Here is a 24,210-nt window from a genome sequence, read left to right as displayed (position 1 = left end):
ATCAGTGTCCGGTTTTTTTCGTTCTGGTGTTTGGGAAACTAAAAAGGGCACCGCAGGTGCCCTTGAAAACTGACTGTTCCCGATTACATGTTCGGGTAATTGGGGCCGCCGCCACCTTCCGGCGTGACCCAGACGATATTCTGGGTGGGATCCTTGATATCGCAGGTCTTACAGTGCACACAGTTCTGTGCGTTGATCTGGAAGCGTTTACTGTCGCCTTCGCCAACTACCTCATAGACCCCGGCAGGGCAGTAGCGCTGCGCGGGTTCGTCGTAAATCGGCAGGTTGTGGTTCAGCGGAATGTCACTGTCTTTCAGGGTCAGGTGACAGGGCTGATCTTCCTCGTGATTGGTGTTGGAGATGAACACCGAGGAAAGCTTATCGAAGCTCAGCACACCGTCTGGTTTCGGATAGTTGATCTTCTTGCAGTCCGCCGCGGGCTTCAGCTGCGCGTGATCCGCCTTGCTGTCGCTCAGGGTCCAGGGCAGCTTGCCCTTGAACAGGTTGATATCGATAAACGCGTAGGCGGAGCCAAGGATGTTGCCCCACTTGTGTTGCGCCGGTCCAAAGTTGCGCTGCGTGTGCAGCTCTTTCCAGGCCCAGCTGTTCTTGTAGCGTTCGCTGTAATCCGTCAGCTCGTCACTGGCGCGTTCACCGGAGAGGGCTTCCGCCACAGACTCCGCCGCCACCATGCCCGACTTCATCGCGGTGTGGTTACCCTTGATCTTGGCAAAGTTCAGGGTGCCGGCGTCGTCGCCGATCAGCAGGCCGCCGGGGAAGGTCATCTTCGGCTGGGACTGTAGGCCACCCTTGGTAATTGCGCGCGCGCCATAGGCCACACGTTGTCCGCCTTCGAGGTATTGCTTGATCACCGGGTGGTGCTTGTAGCGCTGGAACTCATCGAACGGGCTCACGTGGGGGTTGCTGTAAGACAGGTCGGTGATCAGGCCGACCACGACCTGGTCGTCTTCCAGGTGATACAGGAAGCCGCCGCCGAACGAGCCGGATTCGTCCAGTGGCCACCCTGCGGTGTGTACCACCAGGCCCTGCTTGTGCTTGGCGCTGTCGACCTTCCATATTTCCTTGATGCCGATACCGTAGTGCTGTGGGTCGCGGTCGGCATCGAGGGAGAACTTGGCAATCAGCTGCTTGCCCAGGTGGCCACGGCAGCCTTCAGCAAACAGGGTGTACTTGGCGTGCAGCTCCATGCCCTGCATGTAGCTGTCTTTGTGTTCGCCGTTCATGCCGACGCCCATATCACCGGTGGCGATACCTTTGACGGAGCCGTCTTCGTTGTACAGCACTTCTGCCGCGGCGAACCCTGGGAAAATCTCGACACCCAGGGCTTCGGCCTGCTCGGCCAGCCAGCGGCACAGATTGCCGAGGCTGATGATGTAGTTGCCTTCATTATGCATGGTACTGGGGACCAGCATATTGGGGACCTTGAGGGCACTTTCCGGGCCGCGCATGACGTAGATGTCATCGCCTTCAACCGGGGTCTGCAGCGGCGCACCACGTTCCTTCCAGTCCGGGAACAGCTCGTTCAGTGCGGTGGGTTCGAACACCGCGCCGGAGAGAATATGTGCGCCGACTTCGGAGCCTTTTTCGACGACACATACACTAATGTCTTCATTGATCTGGCGCAGTTTGATCGCCGCGCTAAGTCCGGCAGGGCCCGCGCCGACGATGACTACGTCGTACTCCATTGACTCGCGTTCCACAGGTCTCTCCTCAAAGTGTGTTTGATTATTCACCGGCCGAATTATGGCAGGTAATTTTTTGATTTCTCGATTATATCGGGCATTGCGTGACCGAACCAATTGCGGAAGTTTTCATTTCCGCTGGCAAAAGCGGCGTAAATCGCCGGTTTTTTGCCGGCGGAATAGGGCGCGCTTATGGCCTGAAATTGATCCTGTGAATGGCTGCTACGCTTGCTATTCAACTATTGATTTTGCTTAGTGAAAGGGCCAACATACACGCCGCTCAAACAACTGTTTGAACTTGTGGCCGGTATACCGCTGCTGACAAACGCCCGCCAGGCGCGGGGTTGGCAGAGCCGCCACAGTACTCGGCTGGGAGGCTGCCCGAGTTACCCATGGCGCCCCAGAGCCACTCTGGCGATAGGGCAGCGACTTACAAATAGACTACTGAGACGGGATTTTCATGAAAGTTCTTGTAGCTGTGAAGCGCGTTGTTGACTACAACGTGAAAGTTCGCCCAAAAGCGGACGGTTCAGACGTGGACACTGCCAACGTCAAAATGTCCATCAACCCCTTCTGTGAAATCGCTGTAGAAGAAGCGGTGCGCCTGAAAGAAAAGGGTGTGGTCAGTGAAATCATCGCTGTATCCATGGGCCCGAAACAGTGCCAGGAACAGATCCGTACCGCGCTGGCGCTGGGTGCCGACCGCGGCATCCAGGTTCAGACGGATGCAGAACTCCAGCCGCTGGCGGTCGCCAAGTGCCTGAAGGCGATCGTCGAGAAGGAAGAGCCACAAATGGTCATCCTCGGCAAACAGTCCATCGACGGTGATAACAACCAGACCGGGCAGATGCTGGCCGCACTGACTGGCATGGGGCAGGGTACCTTCGCTTCCGAAGTTGCCGTTGAAGACGGTGCCGTAAAGGTTACCCGCGAGATTGACGGCGGCCTGCAGACCGTCGAGCTTCAGCTGCCGGCCGTAGTCACCACCGACCTGCGCCTGAACGAGCCGCGTTACGCCTCCCTGCCCAACATCATGAAGGCCAAGAAAAAGCCGCTGGATACCACCACCCCGGAAGAGCTGGGTGTCGACATCGCACCGCGCACCAAGACCCTGAAAGTAGAGCCGCCAGCCGAGCGCCAGGCGGGTATCAAGGTGTCTGACGTTGCGGAACTGGTCGAAAAACTGAAAAACGAGGCGAAAGTAATCTGATGAGTATTCTTGTAATTGCAGAGCACGATAACGCCGAGCTGAAAGGCGCAACCCTGAATACCATCGCCGCGGCCAAGGCCATCGGCGGCGACATTGATGTGCTGGTCGCTGGCAGTGGCTGTGCCGCAGCTGCAGAAGCCGCAGCCAAGGCGGAGGGTGTCAACAAGGTACTGCTGGCTGATAATGCCGCTTACGAGCACCAGCTGGCAGAGAATGTGGCCAAACTGGTTGCTGACCTCGGCAAAAGCTATAGCCATATTCTGGCGCCGGCGACCACCACCGGTAAAAACATGCTGCCGCGTGCCGCGGCGTTACTGGACGTGCAGCCGATTTCCGACATTATCACGGTCGAAAGCGCAGATACCTTCAAGCGCCCAATCTATGCCGGCAACGTGATCGCCACGGTTCAGAGCTCGGATGCCATCAAGGTGGCGTCTGTGCGTACCACTGCGTTCGATCCGGTAGCGGCCGAAGGTGGCAGCGCCGCTGTTGAGGCTGTCGACATTGTGGACGATGCGGCACTGTCCAAGTTTGTGGGCGAGGAGCTGGCAGAGTCTGACCGCCCGGAGCTGACCGCAGCGCGCGTGGTCATTTCTGGTGGTCGCGGCATGCAAAATGGCGAAAACTTCGAGATGCTGAACAAGGTCGCGGACAAGCTGGGGGCTGCGGTTGGTGCATCCCGCGCTGCGGTGGATGCTGGCTTTGTTCCCAATGACATGCAGGTTGGTCAGACTGGCAAGATCGTGGCCCCCGATCTGTATATTGCTGTTGGCATCTCCGGTGCAATCCAGCACCTGGCGGGCATGAAGGACTCCAAGGTCATCGTGGCCATCAACAAGGATGAGGAAGCACCGATCTTCTCGGTGGCGGATTACGGCCTGGTGGCCGATCTGTTTGATGCCGTTCCGGAGCTGGACGCAAAGCTGTAACTTGCAGGTAGTAAACTGCGGGAACACAAAACAGGCGGCGCAAGCCGCCTTTTTTGTGCTTTGGGTGCGGAGGTAGGCGCTCGATTTCACTGTCCGGCCGGTCAAATTTTGACCTTTCCGGCCGATAACATTGCCTTTCCCGTTGCGAGCCCCGAGAATAGGCGCCCAATAAGTTGAATCATGCTGTCTGTGGTACAGCCGGGACGGGATTTCATCATGTCTTTGGTAAAGCGCACCTTATCTACCGCTCTGCAGAGCCCGGCCGCGCCGGGTGGTACTGCGGCACGACGTAGCCTGATGGCGACGGTTGCGGTTGTGGCTGGCTGGCTGGCGGTGAACGTGATGGCCTACGGGCCGCTAATCGCTCCTGCGGAGCCCGATGGTGGCCTGCTCGCCGAACGGAGCAGCCGCAACACCGCAGGCAACAGTCAGGCGGTATCGCTTCCATCTACTGCATTTTTTGGTGTGGCCGCGGTCAAATCAACGGCGGAGCCTGAAATCGATCTCGCCAATATCCCCATTACACAATTGAATCTCGTCCTGTCCGGTGTACTGAGCAGCAGCGTGGATGATAAAGCCAGCGCGCTGGTGGCCGAGCGCGGCAAACCGGCAGAGCGCGTTTTTGTCGGTCAAAAGCTACCGGGTGGCGCAGAGGTCTATTCCGTCGAGGTGGATCATATTATCCTTCGACGCAACGGTCAGATGGAAAAACTGACCTATCCGGACGCCGATGGGCGCCCAACGGTTCCCAAGCAGTATGCGAATTATGCACGGCAGGCAGCCAAGGTCATCGGCGCCAATTCGGGCGCCAGCCGCGCTGATAAGCAGGAATCGATTCGCGAGCGCCTCGAGCAGCTACGTGAAATGGCACGTCAGCGCCAGGGGGGTAACCAGCGCTGACGCGGGGATATATTTGTGCACCAGGGGAAGGGTGCGCTTTCAAGACCTAACAGTTACTGACCAAATAAGAATTAGAGCCAATTACATAATGATGAGCGTGTTTCACCGACGGCTGGTAGCAGCCGCCCTGGGTTTTTTGTTGTCGTTTTCGGTGCTGGCTCAGTCGTCTCCGGAGAGGGTTACTCTGTCTCTGGATAATGCCGATATTCGCGACCTGATTAACTGGGCTGCGGATTTCACCGGCAAAAACATCATTGTCCACCCGAATGTCAAAGGTAAGGTCACGGTTGTCGCCGGCGACCCGATGAGCCATGCACAGGCCTTCGACGTTTTCATGTCGGTGCTGCAGGTGAACGGCTTCAGCCTGGTTGAGCAGGGCGATGCGTGGAAAGTGGTTCCGGACGCGCTGGCCAAGCAGCAGGCGATCCCGGTGATTGATGACCAGACCCGGGCTCCCGGCGAAGCACTCGTGGTCCGCACCGTTCGTGTCGAAAATATCTCTGCGGCCCAGCTGATTGCGATGTTGCGCCCGCTCATTCCGCAGACCGGCCACCTTGCCGCCTATGCGGACACCAACACCCTCATCGTGGCAGATCGCGCCGCCAACATTGACCAGATCGTGCTGCTGATCAAGCAGCTGGATCGCGCCGGTGCGATTGACATTGAACTGGTGCCGCTGGAATTTGCGTCGGCAAAAGAGGTCAAGCAGGTCATCAACGAGCTGCTGCAGGGCGGTGGCAAGCAAGCGGGGAACGATGTTCAACCGCTGCGTATCGCGGTAGACGAGCGCTCCAACAGTATCCTGCTGACCGGAGACCCGGTTACCCGCCAGCAACTCAAGAAAGTAATCGAGCGACTTGACCAGCCTCTGGCCGGTGAGGGCAATACCGCGGTTGTTTACGTGCAGTACGCCAGTGCCACGGATCTGAAACCGATTCTCGAGGGTATGAGCGGCAGCATCCAAAAAACGGAAAAAGACCAGCAGATCGCCGATGTTGAGGTCAGCATCCAGGTCAACGAGGAGCTGAACGCCCTCGTGCTTACCGCTCCGCCGTCCCTGCTGGAGACCATGAAGGGTGTAATTGCCAAGCTCGATGTGCGCCGCGCCCAGGTGCTGATTGAGGCGATCATTGTTGAAGTTACCGAAGGCACCGGCAACAACCTCGGTGTTAAGTGGATTGCCGGCAATGACGACAATGTCTTTGCGGGTTTTGATAACGATTTTGCGGAAACACCGATCATCGACGAGGACGGCAACGTGCTGTCCGAAGTCAACCCGTTTTCCCTGAACCCTGCCAACCTGGTCCGCTCTGGCCTGAATCTTGGTTTTCTCAGTGGCACGGATGTGCGTGTGGCGGTCAATGCCATGGCCAGTGAAAACAATGCGAATATTCTGTCGACGCCGACCATCATGGCGCTCGACAATGAAGAGGCGGAAATCCTCGTCGGCCAGAACGTGCCGTTTATTACCGGTGAACAGCTGCTTTCCGGCAGTAACAATGATCCATTCACCACCATCCAGCGCCAGGACGTGGGCACCACCCTGAAGGTCACCCCGCGGGTCAATAATAACAACTCGGTGACGCTGGAAATCGAACAGAAAGTGGAAAACGTGTTGCCCGTTACCGGCCAGGCCGCGGACATCATTACCAGCAAGCGCGAGATCCGCACCAAGGTGTTGATCGATGACGGCGCCATTTTAGTGCTGGGCGGCCTGATTGAAGACAAGGTCACCGAGATTAACGACAAGGTGCCGCTGCTGGGTGACATCCCCGGTATCGGTCGCCTGTTCCGCAATTCCAAGAAAGACGTCGACAAGACCAACCTGATGGTCTTCCTGCGCCCGCGTATCCTCAGTAACCAGATCGCTGGTTATGAAGAGACCCGCAAGCGCTACCGCGACATGCAGGAAAAGCAACTGCATCTGCGTGATAACACAAGCCGGATTTGGGACTGGAACCGCGGTGAAACTCTGCCCGACCTTCTGCCGCCAGCCACTGGCCTCGAGGCAGAGGAAGAGCCTCTGCCCATGGAGCCTGAGGACGTCAAGTGATGACGGATCTCGCGGTTAAACGTTTGCCGTACGCATTCGCCAAGCGCCATCAGGTACTGCTGGCGGAAGTCGATGGCACGCCGGTATGTCAGTACGTGGCACCGTTGAACCCTACGGTGCTGGCGGAAGTGCAGCGGCTATGTGAAATGCCGCTGGGGGTTGCCGCTGTTGAAGCGGAAGCCTTTCAGGAGGCCTTGCAGCGCCAGTACGAAAACCGCGAGGGCGGCAACCTTTCCGATGTGGAAGGGCTCGGCGATGATCTGGATCTGGCCGCCGTAGCAGACTCCCTGCCGGAAACCGAGGATCTGCTCGAACAGGAAGACGACGCACCCATCGTCCGCCTGATCAACGCCATCTTTGCCGAATCGCTCAAGCAGGGCGCCTCGGATATTCATATCGAAACCTTTGAAAAGCGCCTCGTGGTGCGCTTCCGCGTGGACGGTGTACTGCGCGAGGTGCTGCAGCCGCGTCGGGCGCTGGCCCCACTGCTGGTTTCCCGTATCAAGGTCATGGCCAAGCTTGACATCGCCGAGAAGCGCGTGCCGCAGGACGGGCGTATTTCCCTGCTGATGGGCGGCCGTGAAGTGGATGTACGTGTATCAACCATGCCATCTTCCGCCGGCGAGCGGGTGGTTATGCGTCTGCTGGACAAGCAGGCGGGCAAGATGGATATGCGGCAACTGGGGATGGCCGAAAGCGACCTGAAGGTCATGACTGAACTGCTCGGCCGCCCACACGGTATTTTGCTGGTCACCGGGCCGACAGGCTCCGGTAAAACCACCACCCTGTACGCGGGCCTCGCCAGCATCAACAACCGCGAAAAGAACATTCTCACCGTCGAAGACCCGGTGGAATACAACCTGGAAGGCGTCGGCCAGACCCAGGTGAATACGAAAGCGGACATGACGTTCGCGCGCGGCCTGCGGGCCATTCTCCGGCAGGACCCGGATGTGGTCATGGTGGGTGAGATCCGCGACCTGGAAACCATGCAAATTGCCATTCAGGCAAGTTTGACCGGCCACCTGGTGCTTTCCACCCTGCACACAAATACCGCCCTCGGCGCCGTCACGCGTCTTGTGGATATGGGGATTGAACCCTTCCTGCTGTCGTCCAGTGTGATTGGTGTGCTCGCCCAGCGTCTGGTGCGGGTATTGTGCCCGGACTGCCGCCAGCCCCATGCGGCCGACAGCTTCGAGTGCCGGATGCTGGGCGTGGACGAGCGCGAAGGCGCAACCATCTACCGGCCCGGTGGCTGCGAGAAGTGTAATCACAGCGGCTATCTCGGGCGTGTCGGCATCTATGAACTGGTGCCCGTGAACGAGAAACTGCGTCAGTTGATTCACGATCGCGCATCGGAGAGCGCGCTGGTGCAGGAGGCGCGCACGCTCGGCCCCAGTATTCGCGACGACGGTATGGCCAAGGTCCTTGCCGGTATCACTTCGCTGGAAGAAGTGCTTCGGGTAACCCAGGAGTCTTGAGATGGGTGCATTCGAGTACACCGCGCTCAACAGCGGCGGGCGCAAGAATCGGGGAACGCTCGAAGCCGACAGCGCCAAAGCGGCCCGCCAGCAACTGCGCGCCCGCGGGCTGATCCCGCTGGAAGTCACTGCCGCCTCCGAATCGAGCAGTGCCGGCAGTGCCAGTATCCTGTCCGGTAGCCCGGGGCTCAGCGTAAAGGCACTTGCCTTGCTGACCCGGCAAATTGCCACCCTGTTGCGCGCCGGTATTCCCCTGGAGGAAACCCTCGGCGCTATTGCTAATCAATCCCGCAACCAGAAAGTCCGACGCATCGTTCTGGCGGTGCGCGCCAAAGTGCTGGAAGGGCACAGCTTTGCGCAGGCCCTGGCCAGTTTTCCGCGCGCGTTTCCGAAGCTTTATCGCGCCACCGTGGAAGCCGGCGAACACTCGGGGCACCTGGATGATGTGCTGGAGCGCCTGGCGGATTACACCGAAAACCAGCAGGTCTTTCGGCAAAAGGTCCAGCTGGCCCTGATCTATCCGCTGGTGCTGGTGGTGATCTGTGTGCTCGTGGTCACCGGCCTGATGGTGTATGTGGTGCCGGATGTGATCGAGGTCTTTACCGGAACCGGGCAGCAGTTGCCACTGGCTACCCGGATACTGGTCTCTATCAGTGATTTTATTGCAGCGTGGGGCTGGTTGATCCCGCCGGCGATCCTGGCGCTGGTGATTGGCTGGATTCTGTTGCTGCGCAGGCCCGGTTTTCGTTATCGATTCCACCACCGCCTGCTGGACATGCCCGCCATCGGCTGGCTGGTGCGGGGCGGGCAGAGTGCCCGCTACGTGGGAACCCTGGCGATTCTCACCGGCAGCAGTGTGCCACTGGTGCAGGCAATGGGTATTGCCAGTGGTGTAATGAGCAACGATTACCTGAAAGAGCGCCTGCAGATTGCACAGAAGTTTGTGCGTGAGGGGGGCAGCCTGCGGCGGGCGCTGGAAGATGTTGAATACTTCCCGCCGATGATGACGTATATGGTGGCCAGCGGCGAATCCTCTGGCACCCTTGACCAGATGCTGGTGCGGGCAGCAGAAAATCAGGAGCGGGATCTGCAAGGCGCCGTCACCGCGTTTGTCAGCCTGTTTGAACCCATCATGCTGCTGGTGATGGCCGGTATTGTGCTGTTTATCGTAATGGCCATCATGATGCCAATTATGAATATGAACCAGCTGGTTGTTTGATCGCACCGGCTGGTAAATGACTGGGGGCAGTGGCCCCAAACTCTTTTGTGAGGTTGCAAGATGAAAAAACTACATAACAGTCGGGGCTTTACCCTGATCGAAATCATGGTGGTCATCGTGATTCTGGGTGTGCTGGGCGCACTGGTGGTTCCCAACATCATGGGCCGCACCGGTGAGGCGCGCGTGAAAGCGGCAACCGTGGACCTGCGTGCGATTTCCACTGCCCTGGATATGTACCGCATGGATAATTTTGTTTACCCCAGTTCCGATCAGGGGCTGGAGGCGCTGGTGACCAAGCCCTCCGGCTTCCCGGAAGCCAAGAACTGGAATGAGCCCTACCTGAAAAAAGCGCCGAAAGACCCCTGGGGCAATGCGTACCAGTACATCAGCCCGGGCAGCTCCGGCCCGTATGACCTGTTCAGCCTGGGTGCCGATGGCAAGCCGGGTGGTGAAGGCGAAGCCGCCGATCTTTTCGCTTCTGAGCTCTGAGGCCGGCTCAGGTCACCGCTGCTATGCGTATCGCCGCGCACCGCCAACGGGGGTTTACCCTGATCGAACTGCTGGTGGTGATGGTTATCATCGCCTCACTGGCAGGTATGGCGACGTTGTCCCTGCGCAACACCGATGGGCGCAACTGGACCGGTGAGGTGCAGCGGCTGGCGAACCTGTTACAGCTGGTAGCGGACCGCGCCCTGATCGACAAGGCCCACTATGGGGTGGTGTTCGAGGAGAGTCGCTACCAGGTAGTGCGCTACGATTCCGGCAGTATGAAGTGGCAGGAGATGGATTTTTCCGGCCAACCCGCGGCGGCTAACGCACGTCGCTTCACTGCCCACGAGCTTCCCCCGATCATGCGTCTTGAGGTCCTCTCGCAGACCGAATTGCCCGGTGCCAATAGCGACCAGAACAGTTTCGGCGGTTCTGGTCGCGGCGACGAGCGTGATCGCGCCCGCTCGGGTACGGCGGGTAAAGGTGGTGATAAAGAAATCCTTCCCCAGTTTGCCGCGCTCTCCAGTGGCGAGGTATTACCGGTAGAGATTGGCTTCTTCCTGATGAAAAACGGCGACATCGCACGCGCCGCCATCATTTCTTACAGCAGCCTCTACGGAATGCAGCTGGAGTGGCAGAGCGATGAGTACTGATACTCGCGCGCACCACGCAAGCCTGCGCCGCCAGCACGGATTTACCCTGGTGGAAGTGCTGGTGGCGCTGGTGATTTTCGGGGTTATTGCCGCCAGTGTGCTGAAAACCCTGCAAGACAGCGTTCGCCAGCAGGTCGCCCTGGAAGAGCGCCTTACCGCAAATTGGGTCGCGCAGCAGGCACTGGCCGAAATCCGTTTGCGCACGGATTGGCCGCCGCTGGGCAAAAAGACCGAAAAAATTCTGCTGGGTGACCGTGAGTGGCAGGTCACCGCTGAAGTGAAGAGCACCAATGAGCCGAAGATGCGGCACATTATCGTGCAGGTAGGGTGGCCGGAAGCGGAGCAGCCAATTCTCACCATCGACTCCTGGATGGCACAGTCTGCCAGTGCCCGCACCGAGGGAGGGCGGTCATGAGGCGGCCGCAAAAACCCAATGCGGGCTTTACCCTGATCGAAATCATGGTGGTGCTGGTGATCGTCTCGATCATTGGCATCGGCTCCTATTCGCTGCTCGAAACCTTCTTTACCACCGATCGGGTGCTCACAGCACGAGCGGATGAGATGCGCCGCCTTTCCATGGCCATGTATCGCATGGACGATGATTTGCGTCAGCTCACGGTGCGGCCGGTCAAAAATGCCTACAGCGGCTACGAGCCCGCTTTCCTCGGGGTAACCAGCGAGTTTGAGTTTACCCGCCTGGGCGCGGCAAATCTGACGGGCGAGCCCCGTGGCAATGTGCAACGTCTGCGCTATGGAATTGGCTACGCCGACGAGGATTCAGACAGCCGGTTTGCCCCTGCTATGGACGACGATACTGCCCTGTTACTGCGCAGCCGCTGGCAAGTGCTGGACCGGGGGCCGGATTCCGAACCCATCGCGGAGCCGATTCTTGACGGGGTCATTGATCTCAATTTTCGCTATTACGACCGGGATACCAAGGCCTGGCTCGCCCAGTGGCCTCCGGCCTCGTCAACCACCACACCTGGCGCGATAGACCTGCGCCTGCCTCAGGCACTCGAGGTAACTCTGGTAACCCGCACTGGTGGCGAGATACGCCGAGTGTTTTCGCTACCCGAATATACCGTGGTTGCCGGTGGTGGCAGTTCGAGCAGCAGCGGCGGGGGCCAGGACGACGGCTCCGGGAATGACGGGGGTGGCGACGACGGCAGCGGTGACGGTCGAGGTGGCAGCAGCAGCGGCTCTGATGGGCGCAGCCAGGGCGGTGACCGATGAGCATGGTGGGTTTGCCACAGCAGCGAGGGGTGGCCTTGATCACGGTGCTGCTGGTCATGGTCATCGCCGTGGCTGCCGTAACCCATGCGGTTACCCGCAATCGCCTGGCCATTTCCCGGACCAGTGCCATCCTGGCCAACACCCAGCTCGCGGAATTCGTACACGGTGCCGAGGCCTGGGCCATTATCGCGCTGGAGAAAGATTTCGAGGAAGATCGTACCGCGACTTCAGCCAGTGACAACCTGCTCGAGCCCTGGGCGCAAAAGCTGGTGGAGTTTAATCCGGATAACGGAAAAATTCGCATTCAAATCAAAGACTTAAACTCCTGCTTTAATGTAAATAATTTGGCCGTCACGCGCAGATCCGGGGGCGATTCGGGTGGGGCCTCCGCCGGCGCGGATACCACGGATAGCAAGGTGCTGCAGCGTCTGGTGCGCAATCTTGGGGGCCGCCGGGAAACCGCGCTGGCGATCGAGGATTGGGTAGACCCGGGTGATACACCACTTTCATCCGGTACCGAAGACACGGGCTACCTGGGCCAGGACGTTGCCCACCGCACGCCGGATACCTTTATCACCGACATTTCCGAGCTCAGTGCAGGGCAGGGTATCGAGCCCCAGGAGTGGAGCGCAATTGCACCGGAGCTTTGTGCGCTGCCGGAGTCGGGAACCAGAATCAACGTGAATACGGCTTCCCAGGAGCTACTCTCGGCAATGTACCCCTCGGCGAATATTCCGGGGCTTATCAGCCAGCGTGAGAGTACGCCTTTTGTCCAGATGGGCGACCTCTCCGCATTCGGCATCACTGCGGGTGCAGAATTGGATTTCAACAGCGCGTATTATGTGGCGCATATTGCGGTACAACTGGGCCTCGAGAATCGGCAGTACTGGGAATCGACGCTCAAGCTCGACACCACTACCGGTGCGGTAGAGGTCATTCAGCGTCAGCGTCGCGAATTTTCCGGGCAATATTTGCAGGAATTACTGGGGGATTAATTGAGCCAGGAACTGAAATTACTAAGGCTGCGTGAGCCCGTCGCCGGGTCCCATAGTGGCGATCAGGTGCAGGTGGCGGGCAGCCTGTTGCTGCAATGCTGGCGAGACAACGCCTGGCATGCGGTGGCCACGGATGCGGGTTTCCAGGCAGCATTTCGCAACGGTGTCTCCGAGTCTGGCTGCACGCCGCACACTGGCGACGGCCAGCGTCCAGCGGTGGCAGGCAGTCCGGACTCAGATGCGCTGACCTTCGCGCCGGAAGATCGTGTGATATTGCTGCTGCCCGGAAGCTGGGTGTGGAACGGACTTGAGAACGTACCCCGTGCTGCGCGCCGTCAGAGCAGTGCGGTTGGGTACATGGTAGAGGAGCAGCTCGCGGATGACGTGGACGAGTTGCACTTTATTTGTGAGCCTGTTGCCGGTGATCTGTGCAGCGTGATGGCAATCGCCACCGACAAGCTCGCCGCACTCAAGGGGCAGATCGATCGCCTCGGCTGGCCGGTGGTTGCCGCCGTGCCGGAGTATCGGATTCTTGGGGATACCGGAGCGACTTCGGCCGTCTGGTTTGAGGGCGAGCGCGCGCATTTCTGGCTGTCCGCGGGGAAGGGCCTCTCGGTGGCACGGCCACTGGCCGGGGTCATCGCAGAGAGTCTGTTTGCCGAGGGTGTGGCGGAACCGGAAGAAGCAGGGGAGGCACAGCCGGATGAGCTGGCACCGCTGCGTGTGTACGGCGACCCCTCTGAGCTGGAACTGGCCACATTGGAGCAGTTGACCGAGCTCGCGCCCGTCAATGATGCGCCGGAGGCTTTGTTCAACCCATCGCTGGTAGCGAAGACGCCGGGCAACCTGCTCACCGGGGATTATCAGATCACCCTCGCGTCCGACGCGGGCCCGTGGTGGAAGAAGCCGGCCATTGCTGTAGCGGCGTGCTTTGTGCTGCAGCTGCTGTTCTATATCGGAGCCGGCACCTATTACCAGATACAGGCAGGGCAGGCCGACGAGTCCGCCCGCGCCCTGTTTACCGAGATTTTCCCTGGCGATCGCCCCAGTGCTGATTTGCGGCGCCAGATCATGGGCTACCTCAATCAAGCATCCGGTGGCGGCGGCGAATTTGCCGGCCAGTTACAGCAACTGAGCCAGGTCTGGGCGACCGCAAAGCCGGGTGAACTCAAGCTGCAGTCCCTGCGCTTTGACGGTAATCGGGGCGAACTGGTGTTGCAGCTACGTGCTGCCAACCTCGGTCAGCTCGATGCGGTGGTGGGAAAACTGGGCAGCGGCCAGTTCAAGGCAGAGCTGTTGGCGGCCAATGAGCTCGAAGACGGCGTGTCCGGGCGGATTCGGCTGCGATGAGTGGTCTCCAATTGCAATCCAGCAGCGGCACAATCAGAGAAAATGCACCCAATACTATGAAGCAAACGATTGAACAGTGGCGTCAGAAGTGGGTGGCGCTCCCCTCCAGCGACCAGCGTGCACTGGCACTGCTGGCCCTGTTTCTCGGCGCGATCTTTATCGTCTTCGGGCTGTTCAAGCCGGCGCAGGCCTATTTCGACAACGCCCGCGCAGAAGCGAAACAGTCCCGGGAACTCGTCGCCTGGATCGAACAGCAGCGTCCCCAGCTGGAGCGTGTGCAGCGCAATATGGGGGGGCAGTCGCAGGCACAGGGCACCCTCTTGCAGCGGGTCACTGCCGCGGCGAATAATCACAAGGTGACCATCAAGCGCTTCGAGCCGGAGGGTGATGGTCGTATCCGTCTGTGGATCGACGAGGCGCGCTACCAGGACTTGCAGCCCTGGTTGAACACCCTGCTGCAGCAGCGCTTTGTTATCCGTTCGGTCAGTGTTGACGCGCTGGGTGAAGAGGGGATGGTTTCGGCCAGGCTGACCCTGGAACGTTGAAGGATGTGGCTGCGGCCGGGCGAAGGCGTGCAGCGACCTCCAGGGGCAACCGGTTGATATTTTCTGGCTGAATTTCGCACTTTTGTTCTGATTTTTCGCTATTTTGTGGGGATAATCGATGGGAAAAGAGGCGGAATATCGAATGTTTTTGCGAATGAGTTCGGTCAAGGCACCTTCCTGGCAGCCTCCCGGCAGCAAAATCTGCCCATGAATGGCGTGATTTTCTCCCTATACTCAAGGGTATTGAGAAGAAACAGGGGCGATAACATGCTGCTTCGCGATGCCGAGAGTAAACACCTGATTGATGTCGCCGACATCGTCACCCTTGCCAACCCTTACGAACTGACAGTGGTCGGACGATTTCTCTGGGGTGAGGAAGTTCAGGACCCGGAAGTGTTCGACAAGGCGCAACTGGAATTCCTGTCTGGCGAAGCGCTGCCACGCTGCTGGCATGACAGCCGTTACCGTGACCGGGAAGTTCGCCGTATCAAATGCGGAACGCGCATCGAGGACAGCGACTACTACCAGGGCGCCTGAGAGCGAGCGGCTGGGGCAAACCCGCCAATATTACTACTGCCCATTCCGGGCCGCAGGCCAACCCACCGTCTAACTCGTGGTTTCGTACCAATACCTCCTATACAATACGCGCCAATTTTTCACCGGAAGTGCCGGGGCAGGGGCAACCTGCGCCGGGGCGCCGGTAGGTGCAGTAGTGGAAGACTTGTGTCATGAGTTTTGAGACGTTTGAAGAGTATTCCCTGGTCCTTGGTATTGGCGGCCTGATCCTGTTCATGGTGTTTATCGTGTGGGATCTGGCGAAAGAGTCCAAGGCCGGCCGCTTTGGTACCTTCATTCTGTTTATCGCGCTAGGTCTAGGTTTACTGGGCTTCGTGTTTAAAACCGTTCTGGTCGAAATCATGGGATTGGGCCAGTAAGCCCGTAGCGCCTCCTCAAACCCATCGGTCACAGGGAGCGTTTGCCGGAATTTCTTATGCCGTTATTTGATCACCCCGAACTCAAGGTCCAGAAGGATCGGCGGGTCTGTCGTAACACGGATACGCGTATCGCCAAGTATTCGCGCCGCGGGATGTTGTTCAGCCTGGTAGCCTTCGCGGTAGCGATCGCGATCAGCGACCTCCGTACTACGCACCCAAAATTGGTGCTGGTGCTGGCGATTGTGCTGGTGCTCCTGACCATGATCCGGGGTTACTACGTTTTCCGCTTTGAGAACCTGTATGCGACTGGCCCCAAGCGTTGGCGTCATCGCTATTTTCTGGCCTCCACCCTGGGGGCAGTGTGGTGGGGTCTGATTGTACTCTGTCACGTTTTCCTGCTCGGCTTTACGCCGGCGACACAGTTCCTGTGGATCTACACGGTGGTTTTTTGCGCAAGTGTGGCTTCCGTGTTTTCCCCTTATCACCGTTTTCTCACCTGGTTCCTTGCCGGATCACTGGTGCCCGCTGCCATACAGGGTTTCCTGGCCGCTGACATGCTCGGTGCCATTTACGGTGTACTGACGCTGGCGTTTGTCTGGTTGATGGCCCACCAGGCGCGACGGGAGTCGGAAAACTACTGGGACCGGGTGGCGGCGATGCAGGCGTTACAGCAAAAGGCCAGCAACCTGGCGGCTGCGCGCAAGCACTCAGACGCTGCCGTTGAGGTAACGAACGAGTTTCTGGCCAATGTCGGTCAGGAATTTCGCAGTCAGTTGTCCGATACCCTGGGTGCGTTGGCACTGCTGGAGGGTGACCGGCTGTCTGATCGTCAGCGGGAATGGGTGCGGTTGGCGAAGAATGCCAGCAACCAGCAGTTGAAGCTGGTCGATAATGTGGGGATGTTCACCCGGGTTGCCCGCAAGGACATTCAATTGCGCCGCGCGCCATTCAATCTGGTGCGCACCATGGAGAAAGCGTTCAAATTTGCGGCGCGTTCGGCCCAGCGTCAGCGTCTGGAATTCAATTTCCAGATCAGTGACGATCTGCCGGTAATGGTTACCGGTGACAACCGGAAAACCGCGCAGCTGATCCGCAATCTGGTGGATTCCGCCACGGTTATCGCACAGAGTGGCGAGCTCTGGGGCGAGGCCAGTTTTGAGCCGCTCAGTGCGGAAGAAGGGCAGCTCACGTTGAAGCTCCTGGACAGCGGTGATGGCGAGATTTTGCCGGATGAGTCCGAACTGTTTGGGGCTTTCTCGCGCATGGATACCACGCAGGTCACAACCGGACTCGGGCTGAACATCGCAAAGGGGCTGGCAGAAGCAATGGGCGGTTATCTGCAACTGCACTCTTCTGCGGACGGCAACCGCTATCAGGTGGTGATTAAATTCGCGATAGAACCCAACCAGCGTATTTACCTGCAACCGGATCGCCGGCTGCAGGATACGGATGTTCTGGTTCTTCACCAGAAGGGACTGTTTGTCAGCGGTATCGTGCAGATACTCCAGTCCTTCGGTATGGAAGTGGTCAGCAAGCACTGGGATGATGGCAGTACCGAGCCCATGGACCACCTCCTGCAAGCGATGGATCGGGGACAGCTTGTGGTGCTGGCACCCGCGATGGGTGACGGCCGTATGCTCAGTGGCGTTACCCAGGTGATCAAATCAACCGGAGCGGCGCCCAAAAAATTCCCGCTGCTGTGTCTGGGTGGTTACGGCCACAAACTCGAGTTCGGCCCACTGGCGGCGATCGAGCCTGAAGCGCAGTATCTGGCACGCCCGGTAACCCGCAAGGAATTCCATGACGCGGTGGTAATCCGCTTGTTCGGCGGTATCAAGAAGGCCAGTCGCCGAATTGTGGGCTCCAACGCGGAGGTCAACCGAAAGCGCAAGCTCCTGCTGATTGAGGAATCCCGACAGCATCTAGGGGTGACGGAAGAAATGCTGCAGACACTGGGTTATCAGGTGGAAGTTGTTGCGGCGGTAGAAGATGCGCTGGCGCGTATGCCGGACAACAACTATGACCTGCTGCTGGTAGACTGCCAGCAGAATACCGTACACAGTGCAGAAATTATTGAGCAGCTGCGGCACTGGGAAAGCGAGTTTTCCCCAGACGACCGCTTGCCGATTGTGGCCCTGACCAGTACCACGGAAGAACAGTTTGAAGGGCGCTGCCTGGCGGCCGGTATGGACGACTATCTCACCAAGCCGTTGAGTAAAGACAGTCTCGCGGAAACCCTGGAGCGGTGGCTGGGAGAGTAGGGTGCACTATTGAAGATATGCTTGCGACGTGAATACAAAAGGCCTTTCAACTGACAGGCCTTTTTTCTTATTTCCCTTGCGCACGCTGGTCGATGCGTTTACGGAATTCGTCACTGGTTTCCTTTCGCTCGGAATACCGATCAGTGAAGTAGTCTCGCTTGTCTTTCAAAAGCAGGGTGAACTTCATCAGCTCCTCCATGACGTCCACGATACGATCATAGAAGGAAGACGGCTTCATTCGGTCATCATCATCAAACTCCAGCCACGCCTTGGGCACGGATGACTGGTTGGGGATGGTAACCATCCGCATCCAGCGACCGAGGATGCGCATCTGGTTAACTGCATTGAACGACTGGGAGCCACCGCACACCTGCATGACCGCGAGTGTCTTTCCCTGGGTGGGCCTTACACCTTCCAGCGCCAGTGGGATCCAGTCAATCTGCGTTTTCATGATCCCGGTCATGGCGCCGTGCCGCTCCGGGGATGACCACACCATACCATCGCTCCAGCTGGCGAGCTCACGCAGCTCTTTTACCTTCGGGTGTTCCGCATCGGCGTCATCCGGTAGTGGCAATCCGGACGGATTGAAAATTTTGGTTTCCGCGCCGAGTGCTTCGAGAATTCTCTGTGCCTCTTCCGCCGCCAGGCGGCTGAACGAGCGTTTTCGCAAGGATCCATACAGCAGCAGGATTTTCGGCCGCGCGTCGTCAATGGGTGCCTGCAACTGCGCGTGATCCGTCAGGTGGAAACAGGTGTTATCGAGATTTGGCATCGGGTCAGTGCTCATAGGATTCCTCATTCTCTCTAAACCAGTGGCGGGTGCGATTGGCAAAAGCGACCAGCGACAACATGACCGGAACCTCGACGAGCACCCCAACCACCGTCGCCAGCGCCGCACCCGAGTGCAGGCCAAACAGGGAAATGGCGACAGCGACCGCGAGCTCAAAGAAATTGGATGTACCAATCATGCAGGCGGGTGCCGCAATGTTATGCGGCAGCTGCATGCTACGGGCTGCCGCATAGCTGATGGCAAAAATGCCATACGTCTGGATCAATAATGGAATGGCAATCAGCACGATGGCGAGTGGGTTTTCAATGATGGTCTGAGCCTGAAACCCGAACAGGAGTACAACCGTCGCTAACAACCCGCCAATGGAGAGCGGCTTTACCTTCGCCAAAAATGCATTCAACCTGCTGTGATCATTCGCCGAATCCAGTGCACGGCGGGTGAGCACACCCGCAATCAGCGGAAGCAGAACATACAGCACGACCGACAGCAGTAAGGTATCCCACGGCACGGTGATGTCGCTGACGCCCAGTAGTAGTGCTGCGATGGGAGCAAACGCGAAGATCATGATCACATCGTTGACCGAGACCTGCACCAGCGTATAGTTCGCATCACCCCGGGTAAGCTGGCTCCACACGAACACCATGGCCGTGCAGGGGGCGACTCCCAGAAGAATCATGCCGGCGATATACTCTTGTGCCGTTTGTGGATCCACAAGGTCGGCAAAAATCACGCGAAAGAACAGCCAGCCCAACGCGGCCATGGTGAACGGCTTGATCAGCCAGTTCACCACCAGGGTAAGCGCGAGGCCCTTCGGCTTATCCCCCACATGGCGGATTGAGGAAAAATCCACCTGTACCATCATGGGGTAGATCATCAGCCAGATAAAAATAGCCACGGGCAGATTGACGTGGGCAACTTCGAGGCCCGCAATGGCCTGGAATACCTCAGGCGCAAGATTGCCGAGCAGAAGCCCTGCGAGAATACAAAGGCCAACCCAAAGAGAAAGATAGCGTTCAAAAATACCCACGATCACTCTTCCTCTGTAGACAGTCCGGTCAGCGCTTCACGCAACGTATTACCTCGTTGCTCATCGACGCGTGCGTCCAGCATCCGTTCTACACGGTGCTTAATTTTTCCAATGGTTTGGCGAAACGCCTCGGCCTTGTGCGCATCACTGCCTTCGAGCTTGGAAGGGTCGGACAATCCCCAATGCACTTTAACGGTATCGTTGAGCCAGATCGGGCAGGCCTCGCCCGCAGCGCTGTCGCACACGGTAATGACGGCGTCGGGCGTCCAGCCATCGAGGTCGTCCCACGACTTGCTGGCAAGACCGTCGGTAGGAATGCCTTGCTCGGCGAGAAACTGCAGGGACAGGGGGTGTACCGCACCGGAGGGCTGGCTGCCCGCACTGCGCGCTTCCAGTCGCCCCTGTCCATAGTGATTGGTGATGGCCTCACTCAGAATACTGCGGCAACGGTTGTGGGTGCAGATAAACAAAAGCTTCATGGATTTTCCGTGTTCATTCGTTGGTCGCTCTCGATGGGCAGCAGCGCTCTTCCCGCGCAGGGCGTTGCTGTAGCTGTGCCAGGGCTTGCAGATTGTCGGAGATAAAGGGCAAGTTTTCCGCAAGGGTGGTGTCCAGAACCTGCCGGGCCCATTCTGGTAGTGATGGGTTGAGGCTGTAGAACACCCACTGGCCCTGCCGTCGGTCGTTCAACAGTGCGCATTGCCGCATCTGCGCCAGGTGCCGCGAGATCTTTGGCTGGCTTAGTGAAAGCGCTTCCATCAACTCGCAAACGCACAGCTCCCCTTCATGGGCGATCAGTAGCAGGCTGCGTAGACGGGTGTCATCTGCGAGACATTTGTAAAAGGCGACAGGGTTCAAAGCATGGCTCCGGTTGGTCCGGCGGCATGATATTCGAAAAAACGAATATATGGAATATCGTATGTATTTTGTGTCTGGCCCGGAACGCTGAGGCTTATTGGAGGGGGGCGCAGGTTAGGCGGGACGTGAGGCTGGTGTTGAGAGAAGGCGCCGAGGCGGATCGACGATCCGCCTCAACAGGGACCCGAAAGGAGTCAGATGTCGAACTCTGCCCATACCGGTGCGTGGTCCGAAGGGCGTTCCATACCGCGGATATCGTAATCGATCCCGGTGGCAACGCACTTATCGGCCAGTACTTTCGAGGCCATAATCAGGTCAATACGCAGGCCGCGGCGCGGCTCCCGGTCAAACCCGCGGCTGCGGTAGTCGAACCAGCTAAACAGGTCGTCAGTCTCCGGGTTCTGGGCACGGAAGGTATCCACCAGCCCCCAGTCGTGGATTTTTTGCAGCCACTCACGCTCTTCCGGCAGGAAGCTGCACTTGCCATCGCGCAGCCAGCGTTTGCGATTGGCTTCCCCGATACCAATGTCGAGATCCGTAGGGGAGATATTCATGTCGCCAATCAACAGCACGGGTGCCTGATTGTCGCACTCGGTATTCAGGTAGCTCTCGAGGTCCGCGTAGTACTTTCGCTTGGCTGGAAACTTTAATGGATGCTCGCGGTTTTCCCCCTGGGGAAAGTAGCCGTTCAACACGGTGAGAGGCTGATCTGCACCGATATCAAACTGCCCGACCACCATGCGACGCTGTGCATCTTCCGGATCAGTGGGGAATCCATATTGTTTCTTGATGAACGGGAAGCGGGAGAGCAGGGCAACGCCGTAGTGGGTCTTCTGGCCGAAGTAAATGACTTCGTAGCCCAGGTCGCGAATGACGTCGACAGGGAAGTCTTCGTCGGTCACTTTGGTTTCCTGCAGCCCGATAATATCGGGGGACTGGCTTTCGACCAGCGCCTCCATCTGGTGCAGGCGCGCGCGAATACTATTGACGTTAAAGGATACTACTTTCATTTTCCCTCCCCGGAAATCATAAAAACCGAAGCCCGCTATTCCAGGAAATAACGGGCTCGGTTTGCAATCATTATTGGCCGGTAGCGTAACCGGCCTGTGGTTTGCTCAGCGCAGGCGATCAGTCGAAGTTGGCGACCTGCGGTGAGCTAGCGCGCTTTTTTAGGCCGATAAAGTCCGCCATGATGTAGCCCGCTTCATTCAACACCGGGTCGTCCTCCAGGGTGATTTCCACGGGACCGCCCACGGGCTCGACATCTTCCGACTCGCTCTTCTCCAGCGCCTCAAAGCTCTCATAGGGTTCGAGCCCCTTGGCCTCACGGCGACGATTTTCCAGCGCGAGCATTTCCTGATTCATTTGTTCGCGCTCCTGAATACGAGCCTGTTCATTCAGGGACACGGACTTGCGATTGGCGCGCTCGGTCTGATGATCGAATTGTGCCCGCAGGTAAATGAAGTCCGGGTCGGATTCGGTGCGCTTGTCATGCTTGCGTATCAGGTCAGGCACCATTTCTTTCAGGTTGAAATACTTCGCGTGGCGAACGGCGTGAATACGATCCCAGGGCAGGGCGGTGTCGTACGCACTCTCGCCAACGCTGTCGCTATCGATCAGCTGAGGCATGCTGATGTCCGGTGATACACCCGCGTGCTGGGTGCTGTCGCCGGATACACGATAGAACTTGGATTGGGTAATTTTCAGCTGGCCGTCTTTGAGGGGGGCCATGGTCTGCACCGTACCTTTACCGAAAGACTGATTGCCCACCACCAGACCACGGTTGTAGTCCTGAATGGCACCGGCAAAAATCTCCGAGGCCGACGCCGAGAGGCGGTTGATCAGGACAACCAGCGGGCCGCGGTACATGGCGCGCGAGCGCGAGCGGTTGTGGCGGGAAATCTGCTCGTTGGCATGCCGGATCTGCACCACCGGACCCTGGTCGATAAACAGGTCGGTAAGCATGGTGGCTTCCTGCAGGGAGCCGCCGCCGTTGTTGCGCAGGTCAAGAATAATGCCGTCGACGCCTTCTTTCTGCAGTTCGTCCAGCAAACGCGCCACGTCGCGGGTGGTGCTTTTGTAATTCGGGTCTCTGCGTCGGTAGGCTTCAAAGTCGATGTAGAAGGTCGGCAGGTTGATCACCCCCACCTTGAAGTTTTCCTCGCCGTCGGAGAACTCAAAGATGGCTTTCTTTGCCGCCTGGTCTTCGAGTTTTACCTTGCTGCGCTTGATCAGGATGGTGCGATGGGTACCGTCGCCACCGGTTGGGATGGTTTCAAGGCGTACAAAGGTGCCCGCCGAGCCGCGAATCAGGTCGACCACGTCGTCGAGGCGCCAGCCCACAACATCGACCATCTCGCCTTCTTCATCCTGGCCAACGGCCACGATTTTGTCGTTCGGCTTGATCTTGCCGGTGCGATCCGCCGGACCGCCGGCCACCAGGCGCGCAACCTTGGTGTATTCATCTTCCATCTGCAACACAGCGCCAATGCCCTCAAGGGACAGCGACATACTCATGTTGAAGTTTTCCAGCGAGCGCGGAGAAAGATAATTGCTGTGCGGATCGTACAGGCGGGTGAGGGAGTTCATATACAGCTCAAACACGTCGTCTGAATTCTGCTGGCTGAGGCGCTTGAGCTGACCTTTGTAGCGGCGCTTCAGCAAGTCAGCGATCTCATCATCACTCTTGCCGGTCAGGCGCAGGTTCAGCACGCTTGACTTGAGGCGCTTGCGCCACAGGTCGTCCGCGGCGCTGATGGACTGGGGCCATTCGCTCTTTTCGCGATCGAGCTCCAGAAACTCATCCTTGGTGAAGTCGAACTTCGGCAGCCCGTTTTCCAGCTGGGAGAGAATGTTGTTCAGGCGGTCAGATATGCGCAGGCGGTAGCGGTTATAGATCTCGAAACCGCGGTCCACGTTGCCGGCCTTGAGATCGTCATCCAGCTTGTTGCGCCACTGACGGAACTCGCTGATATCGGATGCCAGAAAATAACTTTTGGTCGGATCCAAACCATCGATGTACTCGTCCCACAGCCCGGTGGACATTTCGTCGCCCACCTTGAGCTTGTTGTAGTGCAGCATCTCGAGCTTGCTGACTATCTCACGGGCCGTGGCACCCTGGTCTTCGTGCGGCTTGAGATCTTCGTTGTCGGCCAGGGAAACTGGCGAAACCAGTACCAGGAGAGAGAAGGAAAGGCCGGAAATCAGTGCGGCTATTCGATTGCTAAGCATAAGGAGTCTCTTTATACGTCCTACATCAAGGCGTCCCACTGTTTATTCTCGGCCGGACGTGGTCTTCCGGAGCAGTGGCGACTTATAGCTTAGGACAAGTATAAAGGCTGAAAGCTCCGAAAGGCATGAATTGCTTCATTAACAAGGCGAAAGGTGCCCTCAATGCGGTGACTTTAAGAATGCTTTACCCGTCAAGGCAGGATAACCGAATCACCGGTTGCCAAATCTGCACAACGAGTGAAACAAAAAATCGGTCATAAAACGGCCAATTAACGTTTATCGGGGTAAATTGCCCCGATTTTGCGCTCAATAGCCCCGTTCTGGCGCGCGTCAGCACCCGTCATCATGGAC

General features: G+C 58.2%; 24 protein-coding genes. 16 read left to right on the top strand and 8 right to left on the bottom strand.

Annotated features, from left to right (window positions below):
- Positions 1–83: 83 nt before the first annotated feature.
- Together JF535_RS12400 and JF535_RS12395 are read right to left on the bottom strand one after the other, a co-directional pair.
- The gene (locus JF535_RS12400) at positions 84–1,706 is read right to left on the bottom strand and encodes an electron transfer flavoprotein-ubiquinone oxidoreductase (RefSeq protein WP_207003793.1); all 1,623 of its coding nucleotides are present in this window, start codon (positions 1,704–1,706) and stop codon (positions 84–86) included.
- Between the two features lie 56 nt (positions 1,707–1,762).
- Positions 1,763–1,942 (bottom strand): hypothetical protein, encoded by a 180-nt coding sequence (locus JF535_RS12395; protein ID WP_207002526.1) that lies wholly within the window; start codon positions 1,940–1,942, stop codon positions 1,763–1,765.
- A 221-nt stretch (positions 1,943–2,163) separates the two neighbouring features.
- On the opposite strand from JF535_RS12395, the gene JF535_RS12390 reads away from it, so the two are divergent.
- The 16 genes from JF535_RS12390 (at position 2,164) to JF535_RS12315 (ending at position 17,953) form a co-directional block, all read left to right on the top strand.
- Positions 2,164–2,913 (top strand): electron transfer flavoprotein subunit beta/FixA family protein, encoded by a 750-nt coding sequence (locus tag JF535_RS12390; protein ID WP_207002524.1) that lies wholly within the window; start codon positions 2,164–2,166, stop codon positions 2,911–2,913.
- Positions 2,913–3,842: an electron transfer flavoprotein subunit alpha/FixB family protein gene (locus tag JF535_RS12385; protein ID WP_207002522.1), complete on the top strand. Its 930-nt coding sequence runs from the start codon at positions 2,913–2,915 to the stop codon at positions 3,840–3,842. Before JF535_RS12390 ends, JF535_RS12385 begins: the two co-directional genes overlap by 1 nt.
- A 216-nt stretch (positions 3,843–4,058) precedes the next feature.
- Positions 4,059–4,742 carry a type II secretion system protein N gene (locus JF535_RS12380; protein ID WP_207002520.1) on the top strand — a complete coding sequence of 228 codons (684 nt, stop codon included), beginning with the start codon at positions 4,059–4,061 and terminating at the stop codon, positions 4,740–4,742.
- Positions 4,743–4,830: 88 nt separating this feature from the next.
- Complete coding sequence (gene gspD / locus JF535_RS12375) at positions 4,831–6,795, top strand: type II secretion system secretin GspD (RefSeq protein WP_207002518.1); 1,965 nt, start codon at positions 4,831–4,833, stop codon at positions 6,793–6,795.
- Positions 6,795–8,273 (top strand): type II secretion system ATPase GspE, encoded by a 1,479-nt coding sequence (gspE, locus tag JF535_RS12370; protein WP_207003791.1) that lies wholly within the window; start codon positions 6,795–6,797, stop codon positions 8,271–8,273. Before gspD ends, gspE begins: the two co-directional genes overlap by 1 nt.
- A gap of 1 nt (position 8,274) precedes the next feature.
- Positions 8,275–9,492 (top strand): type II secretion system inner membrane protein GspF, encoded by a 1,218-nt coding sequence (gene gspF / locus JF535_RS12365; RefSeq protein WP_207002516.1) that lies wholly within the window; start codon positions 8,275–8,277, stop codon positions 9,490–9,492.
- 60 nt (positions 9,493–9,552) lie between these two features.
- Positions 9,553–9,981, top strand: a complete 429-nt coding sequence (gene gspG / locus JF535_RS12360; RefSeq protein ID WP_066964344.1) for a type II secretion system major pseudopilin GspG — start codon at positions 9,553–9,555, stop codon at positions 9,979–9,981.
- A gap of 23 nt (positions 9,982–10,004) precedes the next feature.
- Positions 10,005–10,634 carry a type II secretion system protein gene (locus JF535_RS12355; protein WP_207002514.1) on the top strand — a complete coding sequence of 210 codons (630 nt, stop codon included), beginning with the start codon at positions 10,005–10,007 and terminating at the stop codon, positions 10,632–10,634.
- Positions 10,624–11,049 (top strand): type II secretion system minor pseudopilin GspI, encoded by a 426-nt coding sequence (gspI, locus tag JF535_RS12350; protein ID WP_207002513.1) that lies wholly within the window; start codon positions 10,624–10,626, stop codon positions 11,047–11,049. The genes JF535_RS12355 and gspI overlap by 11 nt, the downstream gene beginning before the upstream one ends.
- Positions 11,046–11,867: a type II secretion system minor pseudopilin GspJ gene (gene gspJ, locus JF535_RS12345; RefSeq protein ID WP_207002511.1), complete on the top strand. Its 822-nt coding sequence runs from the start codon at positions 11,046–11,048 to the stop codon at positions 11,865–11,867. Before gspI ends, gspJ begins: the two co-directional genes overlap by 4 nt.
- A gap of 29 nt (positions 11,868–11,896) precedes the next feature.
- On the top strand, positions 11,897–12,862 hold the full coding sequence (gene gspK, locus JF535_RS12340) for a type II secretion system minor pseudopilin GspK (RefSeq protein ID WP_340674175.1): 966 nt from the start codon (positions 11,897–11,899) through the stop codon (positions 12,860–12,862).
- On the top strand, positions 12,863–14,212 hold the full coding sequence (gene gspL, locus JF535_RS12335) for a type II secretion system protein GspL (RefSeq protein WP_207002508.1): 1,350 nt from the start codon (positions 12,863–12,865) through the stop codon (positions 14,210–14,212).
- Between the two features lie 56 nt (positions 14,213–14,268).
- Positions 14,269–14,757: a type II secretion system protein GspM gene (gene gspM, locus JF535_RS12330; RefSeq protein WP_207002507.1), complete on the top strand. Its 489-nt coding sequence runs from the start codon at positions 14,269–14,271 to the stop codon at positions 14,755–14,757.
- A gap of 267 nt (positions 14,758–15,024) precedes the next feature.
- Complete coding sequence (locus tag JF535_RS12325; RefSeq protein ID WP_066964363.1) at positions 15,025–15,294, top strand: acetyltransferase; 270 nt, start codon at positions 15,025–15,027, stop codon at positions 15,292–15,294.
- Positions 15,295–15,485: 191 nt separating this feature from the next.
- A complete protein-coding gene (locus JF535_RS12320; RefSeq protein ID WP_066964366.1) occupies positions 15,486–15,692 on the top strand; it encodes a DUF2788 domain-containing protein in 207 nt (68 codons plus the stop codon).
- A gap of 56 nt (positions 15,693–15,748) precedes the next feature.
- A complete protein-coding gene (locus JF535_RS12315) occupies positions 15,749–17,953 on the top strand; it encodes a hybrid sensor histidine kinase/response regulator (RefSeq protein ID WP_207002506.1) in 2,205 nt (734 codons plus the stop codon).
- Between the two features lie 67 nt (positions 17,954–18,020).
- Here the strand turns inward: JF535_RS12315 and arsH are convergent, their stop codons facing one another.
- From arsH to JF535_RS12285, 6 genes are all read right to left on the bottom strand, one after another.
- Positions 18,021–18,740, bottom strand: coding sequence for an arsenical resistance protein ArsH (gene arsH / locus JF535_RS12310; protein ID WP_277987245.1), 720 nt, complete (start codon positions 18,738–18,740; stop codon positions 18,021–18,023).
- Entirely contained in the window at positions 18,730–19,770 is a 1,041-nt protein-coding gene (arsB, locus tag JF535_RS12305) for an ACR3 family arsenite efflux transporter (RefSeq protein WP_207002505.1), read from the bottom strand. Before arsB ends, arsH begins: the two co-directional genes overlap by 11 nt.
- Positions 19,771–19,772: 2 nt before the next feature.
- Positions 19,773–20,249, bottom strand: a complete 477-nt coding sequence (locus JF535_RS12300) for an arsenate reductase ArsC (protein WP_207002504.1) — start codon at positions 20,247–20,249, stop codon at positions 19,773–19,775.
- A gap of 13 nt (positions 20,250–20,262) precedes the next feature.
- Entirely contained in the window at positions 20,263–20,628 is a 366-nt protein-coding gene (locus tag JF535_RS12295; RefSeq protein ID WP_207002503.1) for a metalloregulator ArsR/SmtB family transcription factor, read from the bottom strand.
- A gap of 194 nt (positions 20,629–20,822) precedes the next feature.
- Positions 20,823–21,638 carry an exodeoxyribonuclease III gene (gene xthA, locus JF535_RS12290; RefSeq protein ID WP_207002499.1) on the bottom strand — a complete coding sequence of 272 codons (816 nt, stop codon included), beginning with the start codon at positions 21,636–21,638 and terminating at the stop codon, positions 20,823–20,825.
- Between the two features lie 118 nt (positions 21,639–21,756).
- Entirely contained in the window at positions 21,757–23,859 is a 2,103-nt protein-coding gene (locus JF535_RS12285; RefSeq protein ID WP_207002490.1) for a carboxy terminal-processing peptidase, read from the bottom strand.
- Positions 23,860–24,210: the final 351 nt, after the last annotated feature.

Origin of the sequence: Microbulbifer salipaludis (assembly GCF_017303155.1) — a bacterium.
Lineage (GTDB): Bacteria > Pseudomonadota > Gammaproteobacteria > Pseudomonadales > Cellvibrionaceae > Microbulbifer > Microbulbifer salipaludis.
Note: the sequence above shows the minus strand (reverse complement) of the source record. Positions and strands in the feature narration are given on the sequence as shown.

Excerpts from the sequence above, each read along its gene's own strand:
- gspM (WP_207002507.1), top strand. The coding sequence starts at position 14,269 with ATGAAGCAAACGATTGAACAGTGGCGTCAGAAGTGGGTGGCGCTCCCC.
- JF535_RS12385 (WP_207002522.1), top strand. The coding sequence starts at position 2,913 with ATGAGTATTCTTGTAATTGCAGAGCACGATAACGCCGAGCTGAAAGGC.
- xthA (WP_207002499.1), bottom strand. The coding sequence starts at position 21,638 with ATGAAAGTAGTATCCTTTAACGTCAATAGTATTCGCGCGCGCCTGCAC.
- JF535_RS12355 (WP_207002514.1), top strand. The coding sequence starts at position 10,005 with ATGCGTATCGCCGCGCACCGCCAACGGGGGTTTACCCTGATCGAACTG.
- gspE (WP_207003791.1), top strand. The coding sequence starts at position 6,795 with ATGACGGATCTCGCGGTTAAACGTTTGCCGTACGCATTCGCCAAGCGC.
- JF535_RS12380 (WP_207002520.1), top strand. The coding sequence starts at position 4,059 with ATGTCTTTGGTAAAGCGCACCTTATCTACCGCTCTGCAGAGCCCGGCC.
- gspG (WP_066964344.1), top strand. The coding sequence starts at position 9,553 with ATGAAAAAACTACATAACAGTCGGGGCTTTACCCTGATCGAAATCATG.
- JF535_RS12285 (WP_207002490.1), bottom strand. The coding sequence starts at position 23,859 with ATGCTTAGCAATCGAATAGCCGCACTGATTTCCGGCCTTTCCTTCTCT.
- arsH (WP_277987245.1), bottom strand. The coding sequence starts at position 18,740 with ATGAGCACTGACCCGATGCCAAATCTCGATAACACCTGTTTCCACCTG.
- JF535_RS12325 (WP_066964363.1), top strand. The coding sequence starts at position 15,025 with ATGCTGCTTCGCGATGCCGAGAGTAAACACCTGATTGATGTCGCCGAC.
- gspD (WP_207002518.1), top strand. The coding sequence starts at position 4,831 with ATGATGAGCGTGTTTCACCGACGGCTGGTAGCAGCCGCCCTGGGTTTT.
- gspF (WP_207002516.1), top strand. The coding sequence starts at position 8,275 with ATGGGTGCATTCGAGTACACCGCGCTCAACAGCGGCGGGCGCAAGAAT.
- JF535_RS12390 (WP_207002524.1), top strand. The coding sequence starts at position 2,164 with ATGAAAGTTCTTGTAGCTGTGAAGCGCGTTGTTGACTACAACGTGAAA.
- JF535_RS12300 (WP_207002504.1), bottom strand. The coding sequence starts at position 20,249 with ATGAAGCTTTTGTTTATCTGCACCCACAACCGTTGCCGCAGTATTCTG.
- JF535_RS12320 (WP_066964366.1), top strand. The coding sequence starts at position 15,486 with ATGAGTTTTGAGACGTTTGAAGAGTATTCCCTGGTCCTTGGTATTGGC.
- JF535_RS12400 (WP_207003793.1), bottom strand. The coding sequence starts at position 1,706 with ATGGAGTACGACGTAGTCATCGTCGGCGCGGGCCCTGCCGGACTTAGC.
- JF535_RS12315 (WP_207002506.1), top strand. The coding sequence starts at position 15,749 with ATGCCGTTATTTGATCACCCCGAACTCAAGGTCCAGAAGGATCGGCGG.
- gspI (WP_207002513.1), top strand. The coding sequence starts at position 10,624 with ATGAGTACTGATACTCGCGCGCACCACGCAAGCCTGCGCCGCCAGCAC.
- gspJ (WP_207002511.1), top strand. The coding sequence starts at position 11,046 with ATGAGGCGGCCGCAAAAACCCAATGCGGGCTTTACCCTGATCGAAATC.